At 46.3% G+C, this 15086-nt stretch carries 15 protein-coding genes; 2 read left to right on the top strand and 13 right to left on the bottom strand.

Annotated features, from left to right (window positions below; all coding sequences use genetic code 11):
* Positions 1 to 16: 16 nt before the first annotated feature.
* On the bottom strand, positions 17 to 1108 hold the full coding sequence (cobW, locus tag AC438_RS10575) for a cobalamin biosynthesis protein CobW (RefSeq protein ID WP_053981228.1): 1092 nt from the start codon (positions 1106 to 1108) through the stop codon (positions 17 to 19).
* Positions 1109 to 1493: 385 nt separating this feature from the next.
* Here cobW and AC438_RS10580 point away from each other — a divergent pair, with 385 nt between their 5' ends.
* Both AC438_RS10580 and AC438_RS10585 read left to right on the top strand, forming a co-directional pair.
* The gene (locus AC438_RS10580) at positions 1494 to 1994 is read left to right on the top strand and encodes a hypothetical protein (protein WP_053981229.1); all 501 of its coding nucleotides are present in this window, start codon (positions 1494 to 1496) and stop codon (positions 1992 to 1994) included.
* Positions 1995 to 2017: 23 nt separating this feature from the next.
* Complete coding sequence (locus AC438_RS10585; protein WP_053981230.1) at positions 2018 to 3178, top strand: sirohydrochlorin chelatase; 1161 nt, start codon at positions 2018 to 2020, stop codon at positions 3176 to 3178.
* Between the two features lie 93 nt (positions 3179 to 3271).
* Here AC438_RS10585 and cobM read toward each other — a convergent pair whose 3' ends face one another.
* Genes cobM through AC438_RS10645 form a run of 12 tightly spaced genes read right to left on the bottom strand, consistent with a single transcriptional unit; the run spans position 3272 to position 15075 of the window.
* Positions 3272 to 4087 carry a precorrin-4 C(11)-methyltransferase gene (gene cobM / locus AC438_RS10590; protein WP_053981231.1) on the bottom strand — a complete coding sequence of 272 codons (816 nt, stop codon included), beginning with the start codon at positions 4085 to 4087 and terminating at the stop codon, positions 3272 to 3274.
* Positions 4084 to 4860 carry a precorrin-3B C(17)-methyltransferase gene (gene cobJ / locus AC438_RS10595; RefSeq protein ID WP_053981232.1) on the bottom strand — a complete coding sequence of 259 codons (777 nt, stop codon included), beginning with the start codon at positions 4858 to 4860 and terminating at the stop codon, positions 4084 to 4086. Before cobJ ends, cobM begins: the two co-directional genes overlap by 4 nt.
* Position 4861: 1 nt before the next feature.
* Positions 4862 to 5665: a cobalamin biosynthesis protein gene (locus AC438_RS10600; RefSeq protein WP_053981233.1), complete on the bottom strand. Its 804-nt coding sequence runs from the start codon at positions 5663 to 5665 to the stop codon at positions 4862 to 4864.
* Between the two features lie 6 nt (positions 5666 to 5671).
* Positions 5672 to 6388, bottom strand: coding sequence for a precorrin-2 C(20)-methyltransferase (gene cobI, locus AC438_RS10605; protein WP_053981234.1), 717 nt, complete (start codon positions 6386 to 6388; stop codon positions 5672 to 5674).
* A complete protein-coding gene (gene cbiE / locus AC438_RS10610; protein WP_082354103.1) occupies positions 6385 to 7878 on the bottom strand; it encodes a precorrin-6y C5,15-methyltransferase (decarboxylating) subunit CbiE in 1494 nt (497 codons plus the stop codon). The genes cobI and cbiE overlap by 4 nt, the downstream gene beginning before the upstream one ends.
* On the bottom strand, positions 7841 to 8482 hold the full coding sequence (locus tag AC438_RS10615) for a precorrin-8X methylmutase (RefSeq protein WP_053981236.1): 642 nt from the start codon (positions 8480 to 8482) through the stop codon (positions 7841 to 7843). The genes cbiE and AC438_RS10615 overlap by 38 nt, the downstream gene beginning before the upstream one ends.
* Positions 8483 to 8492: 10 nt before the next feature.
* A complete protein-coding gene (locus AC438_RS10620; protein WP_053981237.1) occupies positions 8493 to 9236 on the bottom strand; it encodes a precorrin-6A/cobalt-precorrin-6A reductase in 744 nt (247 codons plus the stop codon).
* Complete coding sequence (locus AC438_RS10625; RefSeq protein ID WP_082354104.1) at positions 9224 to 10516, bottom strand: cobalt-precorrin-5B (C(1))-methyltransferase; 1293 nt, start codon at positions 10514 to 10516, stop codon at positions 9224 to 9226. The genes AC438_RS10620 and AC438_RS10625 overlap by 13 nt, the downstream gene beginning before the upstream one ends.
* Before the next feature lie 3 nt (positions 10517 to 10519).
* Entirely contained in the window at positions 10520 to 11191 is a 672-nt protein-coding gene (locus tag AC438_RS10630) for a HoxN/HupN/NixA family nickel/cobalt transporter (RefSeq protein WP_053981238.1), read from the bottom strand.
* 3 nt (positions 11192 to 11194) lie between these two features.
* Positions 11195 to 12523, bottom strand: a complete 1329-nt coding sequence (locus AC438_RS10635; protein ID WP_053981239.1) for a cobyrinic acid a,c-diamide synthase CobB — start codon at positions 12521 to 12523, stop codon at positions 11195 to 11197.
* Entirely contained in the window at positions 12523 to 13116 is a 594-nt protein-coding gene (gene cobO / locus AC438_RS10640) for a cob(I)yrinic acid a,c-diamide adenosyltransferase (protein WP_053981279.1), read from the bottom strand. The genes AC438_RS10635 and cobO overlap by 1 nt, the downstream gene beginning before the upstream one ends.
* A gap of 6 nt (positions 13117 to 13122) precedes the next feature.
* Positions 13123 to 15075, bottom strand: coding sequence for an ATP-binding protein (locus tag AC438_RS10645; RefSeq protein WP_053981280.1), 1953 nt, complete (start codon positions 15073 to 15075; stop codon positions 13123 to 13125).
* Between the last annotated feature and the right edge of the window lie 11 nt (positions 15076 to 15086).

Raw genomic sequence — 15086 nt, forward strand, 5'->3', positions numbered from 1 at the left:
TTGCCGACAATAAAATTTAAGCGGTGGCCCGTTCGGCTTCTTTTAAGGCTGTGGTGATTTGAGTTTGAGTAATCCCTTTGCCAATAAACACCAAGTGTGTTTGGCGTACATCATCGGCTTGCCATAATCGATCAAAATGTACATCTAAACGTTTGCCTACCGCTTGCAATACTTGCCTCATAGGTTTGTCTGGTAATGCAGCAAAACCTTTTGCACGGAATATATTGTATTGCGCCAGTAAATTTTTAAGGATATTTTGTAATTTATCCCCATCGACCTCACCCAAAGTAATAACAAAAGAGTCAAAGTGATCGTGGGCATGGTCGTGATGGTGACCATGCACATGGTGGTGGTCATGATGATTATGCACATCATCAATGCTATCTTCTGCCGCAGATTGGATACCCATTAACACATCAAGTTCGGCTTTGCCGTTATCAATATATGTGGTTTTAACCGCGGCGGGGACTTTAGCATCGATAATGGCTTTAACTTTGTCGCGCGAGGCCCGGTCCAGTAAATCATTTTTACTCACGACAACTAAGTCGGCCGCGCTTAATTGATCTTCTAGTAGCTCTTGTAAACTAGGGTCGTGATCTAGGCTGTCATCAGCCAAACGCTGCGCTTCAATGTGCGCTTCGTTATCGGCAAAGCGGCCTGCGGCAACAGCCGGCCCATCAATGACGGTAATAACGGCATCAACGGTGCAATATTGTTTGATTTCTGGCCAATTAAAGGCCTGCACTAATGGCTTAGGTAACGCGAGGCCCGATGTTTCAATTAAAATATGGTCAATGTCATCGCGGCGCGCAACGAGTTCTTTCATGACGGGTAAAAATTCTTCTTCTACGGTGCAGCAAATACACCCATTAGCCAATTCATAAATACCGTTTTGACTCTCGGCAACGGTTGTCGCTTGCTCACCCTCTTCGCAATCTAGCGGGCAACTGCGCAACAAATCGGCATCAATATCTAATTCACCAAACTCATTCACAATAACAGCAATACGCTTACCCGCCGCTTGCTTTAAAACATTAGACAATAGCGTCGTTTTACCGCTACCTAAAAAGCCGGTAACTATTGTGGCAGGAATTTTATTCAGTTGCATGAAATATGCCTTAAAAATACAAATAAGGAGCAAGGCTCCATTGAGGTTAAAAATGATTGATGATTACCATACGCTGTGTGCATAAAAAACCGGATGCCAAGCGAGTGCTTAAAGTGTACCTCAGCCAAACTCACTGCTAACTAACATCCTGTAATTTTTGTGTGCCAAGTGTATTAAAACAACCACCAACATAAGATAGCACTGAGTATACAGACTCAATAGCCGCGCTTAAACCTGCTATTGCCATCGTAAAACAAGGTATTTCTTATTGACGATAAAAAAAGCGCAAACCTTATCAACATTTGTTAGTCTTTTTCACGGAAATAAGCCTCGCATGTAGTCTCGCTACTTTCACAGATTTGTTAAATCCGCGATAATAACCGGCATGAAAATTAAACATTGTTATAACATATTAAGTTTTTTATCTCTTGCAGCCACATTAAGCGCCTGCCGAAATACCGACGGTAGTTTGACTGCCGCACAAATGAATACAACCATTAATACAGCCTCCTCAAGCATGCACGACCATAGCCAACACAAACATGGCAATGTGGATATCACTGATTTTGGTGCCGATGCTGCGGTACCGTCCATTAGCTTCACCATTAAAGCCGATAGCATGAGTGGCTGGAACATACAGATACACACACAAAACTTTACCTTTACACCCGAAAAGATCAATACTCCAGCAACATTAGGTGAAGGGCATGCTCATATTTTTGTGGATGGCTATAAAATAGCGCGTATTTACAGCCATTGGTTTCACCTTAAAGCATTAACACCGGGCAACCACGAAGTGCGCATTAACCTTAATTCTAATAGTCACGAAAACTGGAGTCATGAACAAAAAATAATTAGCGCCACACACCCTATTATTCAGCATTAACACATCACACTGCGGTACATAAGATGAGCACACTCGAACAATTGCCAGATAACGCTGGCGTACTAATTTGCGGGCACGGTAGCCGTGCAAAAATTGCTGAAAGAGAATTCAGCTTATTAGCTAAAGGGCTACGCGATCGCCATCCATCACTCAAAGTAGAGTATGGATTTCTAGAATACTCTTCACCCAATATGCATATGGCTTTAGACCGCTTAATGGCACAAGGTGTGGAAAAAATTTACGCGGTACCAGGCATGTTATTTGCGGCCACTCACGCACAAAATGATATCCCCTCGGTATTGACCACCTATCAAGAAAAACACCTAGGTTTAACGATCGAGTATGGCCAAGAGCTTGGCTTACACACCGAAATGGTTCAAGCTTTTCAAATACGTATACTAGAAGCGCTAGGCCTAGAGCATGTACATGACGGCGACCTTTACGACACGATGTTAGTAGTTGTAGGCCGTGGAACGTCGGTCAGCGAAGCCAATGCGGAGGCGGCTAAGCTTACCCGTATCGTCTCAGAAAATTTAGGCTTTGGCTGGTCAGAGACTGTGTACTCGGGTGTCACTTACCCCTCGGTGGGCCGCGGTTTAGAGATGGCCGTAAAGTTAGGCTTTAAAAAAATTGTGGTTGCGCCCTACTTTTTATTTGGAGGCAAGCTTATTGATCGCATTTATGCTTACACCGATAAAGTTGCCGCCGAAAACCCCGATATTACTTTTATGAAAGCCGGTTATTTAAAAGACCAGGCACATGTAATTAATACCTTTACACAGCGCATAGAAGAAACCATTGCAGGCCCTGCACCGGCATTAAACTTAATGCAAAACTTTAAGCGGCGCTTAGCATTGGGCGAGGTGGATGTACATCACCATCATGCCGAGTTCCAACCAGAATCTGCAGCCGAGGCACATAAGCACGCCGATGAAAAACACGAGCATGCACATCCTCACGAACATAAGCATGAAGGCGGTCATGAGCACGGCCATGGTCATTCACACAGCCATGGACACTCACATGCACCGTATAAACATATAGGGCATCCGCATGGCCCTAGAACGATGATTCATGAAAATGTATGCTGTTGTTTTATGGGGCAATTCCCGCAGCATATTATTGACGAAGAAATGGCCAATAAAGTAGAAATACCCGGCACACCTAGCTGCAAGAAAAACTAACCGCTGTACTAATACTCTCAATATTGAATGACTGATACTCATGCTGCATTGTTTATTTAAATGCTGTTTATTTAAATATTGAGGGTGTTATCTTTATTGATGCAACGGCGGATGTGCTATTGCTGTATCAACACTTCTGGATTTTTCGCTTTTGACTTTAGGCCGATACACATGGGCTTGCGCTTCGTCGTACAAATACGAGTCACGGAAATTATCGGCACCTAATACATGCCCCACTAAAATTAACGACGTTCGTGTGAATTTTTTTGCGCGCACTTTGGCGACAATATCGCTAAGCGTTCCAATGACTTTATCTTGATCGGGCCATGATGTGCGGTAGCATACCGCAACTGGGCAGTCTTCACCATAATGCGGAATGAGCTCTTCCACAATTTTATGAATGCGTGTAACACCCAAATGAATCGCTAAGGTTGCACCACTGGCCGCCAATGCTGGCAAGCGCTCGCGCTCAGGAAACGGCGTTTTACCTTCATAGCGTGTCATAATAATGGTTTGCGACACTCCCGATAACGTCAACTCTTTACCTAACCAAGCCGCTGAAGCAGAGGTTGCGGTGACGCCAGCAACAATTTCAAAATCAATACTCAGCGCATCTAAACGCCGTATTTGCTCGCCAATTGCACCATATAATGACGGGTCACCAGAGTGCACGCGCGCTACATCTTTGCCAGCTTTATGTGCGTCATTAATATGCGCCATAATTTGCTCTAAGTCGAGAGAGGCTGTGTCGATGATTTTTTCGGCACTACCCTCTACCTCGGCAAATATTTCACGGGGCACCAATGAGCCCGCATATAAAATAATGGGACATTGCTTAATATATTTAAGCGCTTTGACAGTAATGAGTTCTGGATCGCCTGGGCCTGCGCCAATAAAATATACAGTCATAATTTTTTACTGTAACCTCTGGGAGTATAAACCCATTGCTTATCGTTATTCATAATATGGCGTGACTCGCTGTTACCTACCGACACTAACGTAAACATATCGACATCGTCACTGTGTAGCTTATCGAGTGTGGTGATAGTCACGCTCTCGTCTTCGCGGGTTAATTGGCGCCCTAATAATACCGGCGTAGAGTGTGGGCGATATTGCAAAAGAATATCGCGTGCAGTATTAATTTGCCAATCACGTTTTTTGGAGCGTGGATTATAAAACGATACGACAAAATCACCTTGACCGCAGGCATGCAAACGTTTTTCAATAGTTTGCCAAGGGGTTAATAGATCGGACAGTGATATGGTACAAAAATCATGGCCTAGCATGGCGCCAATTTTAGCCGCGCCTGCTTGCATCGCGGAAATACCTGGCACCACTTCGATATCAACCTCTAGCCATTGTGGTGAGTCTTCTTTGCCAGATAATTGTTGATCCAGTAATTCAAAGACCAACGTGGCCATTGCATAAATACCAATATCGCCACTGGATACTAATGCGGTTATTTTACCTTGGGCGGCTAAATTTAACGCCAATCTTGCACGTTCAATTTCTTCACCCAAGGGTAAGTCGTGGCGGTTTTTACCTTCGCAGACTGAGCCCAATAAATCGAGGTACAAACCATAAGCAACGAGATCGGTACTTAGCTTGATCGCTTCGATAGCGCGGGGGGCAACTAAGTCCATTGCACCGGGTCCGGTACCAACTACATATAATTGTTTCATATTATTTATTTATCAATGAGTTTAATGGCAGTTTGGGGCCTGCCGGATATGAACGCGCAATGGCACAGGTCGCCTTTGCCGTTTTTATTTTATTTAACACTAGCTCCGGTGCTTGCCCGGTGTGTTGTTGCGCTGCCCACAGCGCGGCCGATTCGGCAACGCCGTATACGCCCACCACACCAAACACATACTCTGATTTAGTACTGAGCAAATGCTCCATTTTACCCAATGCAACAGTCCCGTAAGTGCCGTAGGGTTTATCTTTGGCCTGCGCTAATGCTATTAAACCTTGTTCATCCGCTTTTATGTCGATGCTATTAATACTGTGTATTTGTGCTTCGGTGAGGCCCGTTTGCTGTAACGCTTGGGCGAATAAAGCGGCTAACTCTTGTTGCGGGCAATATCGCTCACACCCCATGCCCACGGTATACACCGGTTTTAAATAAGGCTTAGCTGTCGTCATGACTAGTTGCGCCTGCAAATAAGCGGCAATAGTATGCGCCCAATTATTTGCCCCGCCTTCGTGACCCGATAATAAAGGAATAACGTACTCGCCAAGTTCATCGAGTACGAGCACGGGCGGGTCACTGTGTTTTGTATTGAGCACCGGCGCCAAACTACGCACAGCAATCCCTGTGGCACAAATCATAATGAGCGCATCGCCCTGGGTAAAAGCCTGCTGCACACTTTGGCTAAAGGGCTTAGGTTTAAAGTGCACCGTTGCAACAGGCATAAAGTGCTGTAACCTTGTCGCAAGGCGCAAGCCTGCATCAGTGAGTGCAATAATTCGTATGGGTTTATTCATACCTAATTATTGGCCCCGGCCTTGTGTTGTTTTAGTAATGATAAACAATGAAAAGTACGGCCCAGCTTCGCCTTCTAAAGCGCAAATATCTCGCTGTATTTTTTGGTTATCGCGGCTAATGTACTCTAAGTAATTAGCATCATCCGTACGGTTTGCCGCACTAATGGCATCTAAAATAGATTGCCGCGAGCGCCCTGCTTTAAGAATAACAACCGAGTCATGATTATTGAGTGTATCGATCATTTTTTGTTGGCTATGGCGCCCGCTAATAACTGCAAAAGATTCTTTTTGCATGGTTAGCGGTAATTGTAAAGCAGATGAGGCGGCATGTACCGACGAAATACCGGGTACAACTTCACAGATCACCAAGCCTTGCAAGCGTTCTAACAAGTAAGCAAACGAGCCAAAAAATAATGGATCACCTTCACACAAAAACACAACGGTTAAACCAGCCTGTAACGATTGTCCAATACTCGCAGCTGCCGCATCATAAGCCTTGTTTGCAATATACCGGTCTTCGCTCATGGGCATAATAACGGGTATTTCTTGTGTTGATTTGCGTCGTAATAGCGCCTCGCGCGCGATGGTTTTGGCTTGCGATACGCCTTTAGCGTTCGCAATATAGCTAATAATATCGGCCTGCTCGATATAACGCGCCGCCTTTAATGTCATTAGCTCTGGATCGCCGGGTCCAACACCCACACCGATAAATGTCGCCTTCATCGCTCACCTGTTTTTTTTGTAAATTTAAAAATTTCTATTGGCAGCTTTGCGACATATTGCATACGGCCATCGACTTTTTCACCACGCTTTACACCCAGCTCAATACTTTCGACTTGCGATGCAACTGATGACTTGGGACTCTTAACTGGCGCACTGTTAATTTGAGCATTCAAAATATCATCGGCAAAGCGCTGTAATATATGCTTGGTTCTCTCAATGACGCCACTAGCCACCAACACACCGTGATCTGGTAATACTGCCCAGGCGCTATGTAATAAAGCTTCGAGCTCGCCATCACTACCACCAATAAATACTTTATTAGGGGCGGGTAAATTGACTAAAACTGCCGGCGCGCGCCCAGCAATAACATGTAGGTTTTGCACAACACCAAAGTGCTGTTGGTTTTGCCGCAAAAAAGCTAGTCGCTGGGTGTGGCACTCTATGGCGTAAATATTGGCCTGCTCATTCCATAGCGCCAATTCAATCGCCACACCGCCACAGCCTGCACCGATATCCCACACAACATCTTGTGCACACACGCCCATCATCGATAGTATGGCCAACCGCACTTCGCGCTTACTGATCATACCCTTGCCTGGCGCGGCGCCAGTTTGGAAGTGGTGATCGGGAATACCCGGAAACTCCGGTAAAACCCCGCCATGACCGCGCACGTGTAAATGAGTAACGTGTAAGTCAGAAAACACTTGCGTACTATTGGCCAGCGCTTGGGCCGGCCAAGTACTCACGCGCTCTTGTTTGCACTGTATATTATCCGGGGCTTGGTTTTGAGAGCTTGTTTTTTTTGAACTTGTCTCTTTATTTGTTAAGTCGTTATTATCTATGTCGTTACAACCTATGTCGTTATAACCTAAGTTCTCACAGATCGATATTTGTGTGTCTGGGTAGTTAGCCGCTAAGCACTCTTGCGCTAAGCGCTGAGGGTGGCTGTTTTTATCGGTCAGTATTAATAAGTGTTTATTAGCTTTAAGTTTAGTGCGCAGCTTTTCGACGGGGCGGCCGTGTAAACTCAGGACTTCGACATCTTGCAGAGCCAAGCCTAAACGGTGGCATGCCGCCTGCACACTGGATACCGCGGGGTAAAATCGTAATTGCACCGCAGCAAAACGCTGCGTAAACCAACGGCCAATACCGTAATACAATGGATCGCCAGAGGCCAATACCACCACGTTGCCCGCTAAAGATTCGATGAGCGCTGTAAGCTCACAAAGCCTAGGTAACTCGATACAGCGAGGCTTTTTATCATTAATAACATGGCCCACAGTCGCCAGCTGACGTGCAGCACCAATGACCGTGTTAGCAGTGCGCAAGGCCTGTATAGCGGTGGTATTTAAAACGGCCGTTTGCGCGACACCTAAGCCTATGATGTGGATAGTGATATTTATCGACGTATTTTCATCAGCGCCATAATGACTGCTTACAGTATGCGAGATATTAATAATATTCACCCATATTACAGCGTAATAACGCATTACAGCTGGCCGCCGATACCGCACTACCGCCTTCACGACCCAGCAAGGTAATGCACTCTATGCCTAGTGCCGCATGGTTATCCCATAAGGCTTGCTTAGATTCGGCTGCGCCTACAAAACCTACCGGCATACCGATGATTAAGGCGGGTTTGTCGGCACCTGTTTCGAGTATTTCTAATAATCGGTATAACGCCGTTGGTGCATTACCAATGACAACGACACTCCCTTTTAGCTGCGACTGCCATAGCGATACGGCAGCCATAGAGCGTGTTTGGGCATGTTGTTTGGCTAGGCTTTGTGTGCGTTCATCATTTAAAAAACACAACGGATTTTTTTGGATCATGCGCTTGGTAATGCCTTGCTTGACCATCTCGACATCGCACAAAATATTAGCGTTATGGGCTAATGCCTGCATGCCTGCAGTACATGCATTTTGACTAAAGTGCACCTGCTCCGATAAATGTGGTAAACCTAAGCTGTGCACAATACGCATGACAACTTGCTGTTGATATTGATCAAAACGCGATAAATCGGTTAACGCGCGAATTTGGCGAAAGCTTTCTTGCTCGATCGCTTGCGGGTCAATAACATAATCAAAGGGCATGGCTGTCACCTTACGAGCTAAAAACGGATAACACATGAATAAGGCAATCATCCTGTGTACTAAATTGATGGACAACAGCCGGTAGCTTGGGGCGTGTTAACATAAAAACCGGAATATTCAATTCGCGTGCAACAAACAACTTAGCAACAGTAGAGTTGCCCCCGCTATTTTTACTGACGACGACATCAATATGATACTTATGCATCACTTCGCACTCGCCCTCTAAGGTAAACGGGCCAATTGCTTTAATCCATCGTATATTAGGTGGCAAGTGATACTTGGGCTGTACGGCTGTGCGCAATACTATTTGTTGTTGTGTATTGGCTGCCAAATCATTGATTTGCTGTTGGTTAATTTGGCCACAGGTTAAAAACACCGAGCGATACCCACTAAGCGCGGTGGCCAATGACTCCCAAGTATTAAATAACTGCCAGCGGTCATCTGTACTTTGGCGCCATGCTGGCCTGTGAAAACGCCAACAAGGAATCAAACACTGCGCTGCGGCATTCACCGCTTTGGCGCTCATAGTAGCGGCATAAGGGTGAGTGACATCTAAAATAGCACTAATGCTGTTGCGCTGAATAAACGTCGGCAAACCGCCAAAGCGTGTAAAGCCACCACTGATAATTTGACAATCAATCTTTGGCATACGCACAAGGCCCGCCACACTGTAAATAACCGTGATGCCCCGTGCATGTAAACGCGCCGCCAGTTTACGGCCATCGGCCGTGCCGCCCAAAATTAATAAGCGCATAAATGTTTATCCAACCTATGCGTATTTGTATTTTTATTTGAAACGCTGGTGGCTGCTGTATCGACAGAAGCCTTTGAGACTCGCTCTAAAACAACACCGGCATGACCTATAAAGTCACCTTGGCGATTAGTCGCTAATACTTCCATATGCACACTTGCAGGCACCACTCTACGCGCAACCGCCAAGGCCCTCTGGCACATGGCGTGGGCGAGTGGAACCCCTTGTTGCATACAAAACTTTAATGCCTCAATGCTGGTATTGGCCGTTTTTATCGCCGTTTGTAAAGAGAGATCAGCGCCGGCAGCGCCGGCAACTTCTGCGATATGGTCAAAGTCCATAGTCGATACTCGACTATTTAAATCCATATGGCCATTGGCTAGCTTGGTGATTTTACCAAACCCACCACATAAGCTTAGTATTGCGATGGGGTGTTTTTTGATATGCTTTAATACCGCACCGGCAAAATCACCCATTTCTATTAATGCAATATCGTCAAGTTGGTATTTGGCTTGTATAGCCTGCTCGCTGCGGTTGCCCGTACTCGCGGCAATATGCTCAATACCATTGGCTTTTGCGACATCAATGCTTTGATGGATAGAGGCGATCCACGCGGCACATGAAAAGGGCCGCACAATACCGGTGGTACCCAAAATGGATAACCCTCCTACAATACCTAATCGTGCGTTCATGGTTTTTTGTGCAATGACTTCGCCTTTTTCGACACCTATGGTGACTTTAAAGCCGCCGTGGTAATTAAGCTCTTGCGCAAGGGCTAATAAATTATCAGTCATCATTTGGCGTGGTACCGGATTAATAGCGGGCTCACCTACCGATAAAACCAAGCCCTCTCGCGTTACCGTACCCACACCAGTGCCGGCACAAAATACAATGCCTTGAGCCTCTTGCAAAACAACATCGGCAAACACTGTTGCGCCGTGCGTCACATCAGGGTCATCGCCAGCATCTTTAATGGTTGTCGAACGTACGCCGGTTAATAATTGGGCTTTATCACCCAGCGGATAACTCACTACCTTTAACTCAACTGTTTTGCCTTTAGGGAGTGTGACACTCACCACCGAAGAGGTTTGTGCACACGGTGTTTGAGCCGCTTGATCGCGGCTTTTTTTGACCGACGATGCACATAAGGGCGTATTAGCGGCGGCTGTAACCCGGTACGACAATAAATAACGCGCCGATGCGAGTGTACAGGCCGTAGCGCACGTACCTGTCGTTAACCCTGTGCGAAGAGGCTTTGGTTTTTCTGTGCTCTCTTCCCACATGATTCAACTTGCCTGCAATAACCAATAACTGCCCAATGCGATAGACGACAGCGCTAAGCCATGACGACTTAACTGAAAGATCACATGAGAGCGACGACTTAAAAATTGTTGAATATGCGCAAACCCTAAACCAAAAAATAACATAGACAGCATCACGCCCAATGAAAAAATAACAAGGTACAGCATAGCTGGCATAAACTGGCCATTTGCCACAGCAGGAATCAACGCCAACGCCGGTGCACTGCCTGCCAAACCATGTAACATACCTACAAATACGGGTTTGTGACTGTGCTTGGTAGTATGCGCATGAGTATTTTCGTACCAATGAGCATGCACAATATCGCCGTGACTGTGTCGCTCAAAGGTGAGCTTGTCTTTGCGGATACGTATAACGCACATCACCCCCAATACAATTAACAAGACACCCACGCTCATTTCGGCCGTTTTTTGTATGCTCTCGGGAATGGGCACCCCCACACCAAACAGTAATATACCGCAGCACAAGAGCATGCCACCATGCCCCAGCGCCCAGCGGCCGCTTTGCACCAAGGTTCGTTTAATACTGGTTTTTTGGCTGTTTAAAACCGATACCGCCATAATATGATCGGCATCTAGTGCGTGCATTAGCCCCAAACCAAAACCCACCAATAATAATAAAAAAGTATCAATTGACATAACTCACCCCGCTTGGCCTAAAAAGAGATCCGCGATGGCTTTCGCATTAGACGGAAAAAATAAATGTAAGTAACTTGCGGTTAATTGCCGCTCGCGGTAAATAGCTTCGCCTGGGGCTGGGTGTCGTTGGCGCACACCATGTGCAATAGGCACTGGGGTTTGAGCGCTCCGTGAACGATGATGCGCATGACCACGGATATCCCCTTCGGGCAAAGGGGCCACTTGCATGCCTTGGCAACCGCGCTTACCGCGCATAACGCCCTGCCCTGCGATTAAACCTGCCATAACATGGCTGTCACCGTTTAAGTCGCTCAAGGTTTGCAGGCAATATAAAAAGCCCCCGCATTCGGCTAAAATAGGTTTATTAGCGATATAAAAGGCTTTAACATCTGCAATCATCGCGTGATTTTCGGCCAATTTTTTAGCGTGTAACTCGGGGTAGCCGCCAGGCAACCATAGGGCATCCGCGACAGGTAAGTGTTGGTCATGCAAAGGTGAAAAATACACGATTGTGGCGCCCATGGTTTCGAGCAGGGCAACATTGGCCTCATAAATAAAAGTAAAAGCTTCATCTTTTGCAAGGGCAACTGTTGTACCTGTAAGCCATTGTGCCGGTATGCCTTGCGTGCTTTGATCGACGGTAATTGCCTCAAAGTTAACCGGTGTTATATAACGAAGAATATCGATAAAACCTGCCGCATCGAGTGCATCAGCGCCAGCTTCAAAACGTTTTTCTAGCTCATCGCGTACTTCGTGCGCTTGCACCAAACCCAAATGCCGCTCGGGTAATGCAATGGCTTCTGAGCGCGCCACATTCGCGAGCATAGGCAGCGAAGGCGGTAACGCACCTTCAATAAGTTGACGGTGCCGCTCAGAGCCGCAATTGTTGGCAATTAAACCGATGACGTTAATATCTTCGCGAAAAGATGCTAAACCTACTGCAATGGCAGCAGCAGTTTGCGCCATACCTTTCACATCCATCACTATTGCCAGCGGTATATTAAAACGCGTAGCCAAATCGGCGCTGGATGGCTCGCCATCAAACATCCCCATTGCACCTTCAACTAAAATTAAATCGGCCTGTTGTGCCGCCAGATAAAACTGATGCTGGCACCATGGGTCACCGGCCATCCATAAATCGATTTGCACCACCGGTTGACCTGAGGCTTGCGCTAAAATTTGCGGGTCTAAATAATCAGGGCCTGTTTTGAAAATACGAACGTCTTTGCCTTGGCGCTTAAGCAGGCGCGCAAAGGCTGCGGTGACAGTTGTTTTACCTTGGCCTGAGGCAGGCGCTGTTAAAAATAAGGCTGGGCACGCAATGTTAGTCATTAAAACTCAATACCCGCTTGTGCTTTTACGCCTTGCCTAAACGCATGGCGCTCATCTTGTACCGACGAAATAGTATCGGCGATTTCTTGTAATGGTAGCGCCATGGTTCTGCCTGTAATTATGACATTTTGCATCGCTGGGCGCTTTTTAAGTGCCGCAACAACAGGCTCAACGTCAAGGTACTGATATTTAAACATGTAACTTAATTCATCAAACACTAACATGTCATAGCGCTCATTTTGTAAAAGCTCTTCGGCTAATGCCCACGCTTTTTGGGCGGCAATAATATCCAGTGATTTATTTTGTGTCTCCCAAGTAAAGCCATGCCCCATCACGTGCCAATCTATTAAAGGGTGATCTTTAAAGAATTTAAATTCACCCGTCTCCATCCGGCCTTTAATAAACTGGATAACAGCGCAGCGTTTACCGTGCCCAACCGAACGCGTCATGGTCCCAAAAGCAGAGCTGCTTTTACCTTTGCCATTACCTTTCAACAAAATAAGTACACCGCGCTCTTGGGTGGCCTTGGCAATTTTGGCATCTACCGCGGCTTTTTTATTGGCCATACGGGTTTTATGTATTGAGTCAGTCATTATCATTCACACCATTAAGGGAAGATATTGCGCATTAAATAAGGCTGCAATATGCTTGGCTTTGCCGCGCTTGACTTGCGATTGTTCGATATCCACCACAATCACCTCACCGCTTAGTTGCTGTGTGCACTCAAAATGACGGATTCGGCCATCGGTGAAAATATAATTCTTGAAGATAACCGATGGGTTTTTTTTGAGTTGTGCGCGCTGTATTTTAGCGGCCTCATCAATAGCACTATGCAAGGGTGTGCCGCCGCCTGCCGTAATAGCATCTAATACATCACCCATAGCCTTAGGTGCGCGGCGTAAGCCCATAACAGTACGCACTTGCTCAGCGCCAAAACCCAACAAAGAAAATTGCTCGCGATGCAAATAAGCCTGCTCGGCAATTTGAAGAATAAGCCCCTTGGCTTTGGCGAAACCTTGATTCGCCAAAATCGAGCCCGATGTATCGAGTAAAACCAAATGAATAATACTTTGCCGCCGCTTAGGCTGACAAAAGCGCAAGGTTTTTAAAGGCCATTGCCCAAGGTTTACCATGAGCGTATTGACCCAGTGGATTTTTGTATTGGCGCCCTGACAAAATGCCCGCCCATTAACAAAGGCACTCGTCGCTTGGTGAGCATTGCGTGTGTGAGGGGGTGAGTATTGAGTAGCTGCGCCGTATTGCGCTAAAGCCCCTGGCAGCCAAGCAATCGGCTTAATGGGCACTGTTTTTTTAAAACGAGGGGCTAAAGCGATTGATATTAATTGTGTTTGTTGGCGTTGCGCCGGCATCGCCCCCCAATCACCTTGCCCGCTATTGCCCTTAGTGTTTTGCTGCTGGCCTGCGTTTGCTGCCGTTGGGTCACTGGTATTTGGGTTATTATTATCGGGGCTATTAGTACCCGAACTATTAGCCTCCGAATAATTAGCCCGTGTATTATCGGGTCGGGTAAAAGGCTTTTGGCTTTGCAACTCAGTCGGTTGATTAGCGCAGCCGCCATTGCCTGAGTCCTTGCTATTATTATTATCGTTATGGTCATTATTCGGCGAATTGCTCGTACTGTTATTGCGCCTGTGGCCTAATACTAATTCCTCTACCGCGAATACATCCTCACGGGTAACACAAGTTCGTTGCGCAAGGGCAGCATGGGCTAAAGCCGCTTGAATCCAGACAATATCGGCGCGCAAACCATCAACATAGGCAGCGCTGGCACGCTCGGCAATTAACCGGCGGCATATCATAGGACACTCAACACGAGGTAATAACGCTTGGGCTTGGGCGATAGATATCATTAACAGCTGTTGCTGTTTGGCATAATGCTGCACAAAAGCGGCGGGGTTTTTATCAAACTGCTCACGCCGTTGAACAATTTCTATGCGCTCATCTAAATCATACTGATTAGTTAACGAGACAAACAAACCAAAGCGGTCAGTCAACTGTTCTCGCAACTCCCCCTCGTCTGGGTTCATTGTACCCAGTAAGATAAAGTTGGCCAAATGCTGATGACTAATTCCATCGCGCTCTACAGTATTAACACCACTAGCAGCGACATCTAAAAGTTGGTCTACTAAATTATCGGGTAACAGATTCACTTCATCTATATACAGTACACCGTTATGTGCTTTCGCGAGTAAACCCGGCTGAAACTCGACAGTTTTTTCGTTTAATACTTGCTGCAAATTCAGTGAGCCTATGAGCATCTCTTCGGAGGCACCTAATGGCAAAGTAACAAACGGGGGGGCTTGGCAGCGGCCTAATTGATCATCTTGGAGCTCAGCCTTATTTACTGCATTAACTGATCTCGGCAAAATATCAATCAAACCTTTCGCAAGAGTCGATTTAGCAGAGCCTCTCGGCCCACTAATTAATACCCCACCCACTAAAGGATTAACAGCGACTAATCGTAACGCCAACTTAAAAGAGGCTTGCGATGCAACAGCCGAAAAAGGGAAATTGTACGCAATGCTAGGCATCTGTAGAGACC

This window comes from Marinagarivorans algicola (assembly GCF_001292705.1).
Taxonomy (GTDB): domain Bacteria; phylum Pseudomonadota; class Gammaproteobacteria; order Pseudomonadales; family Cellvibrionaceae; genus Marinagarivorans; species Marinagarivorans algicola.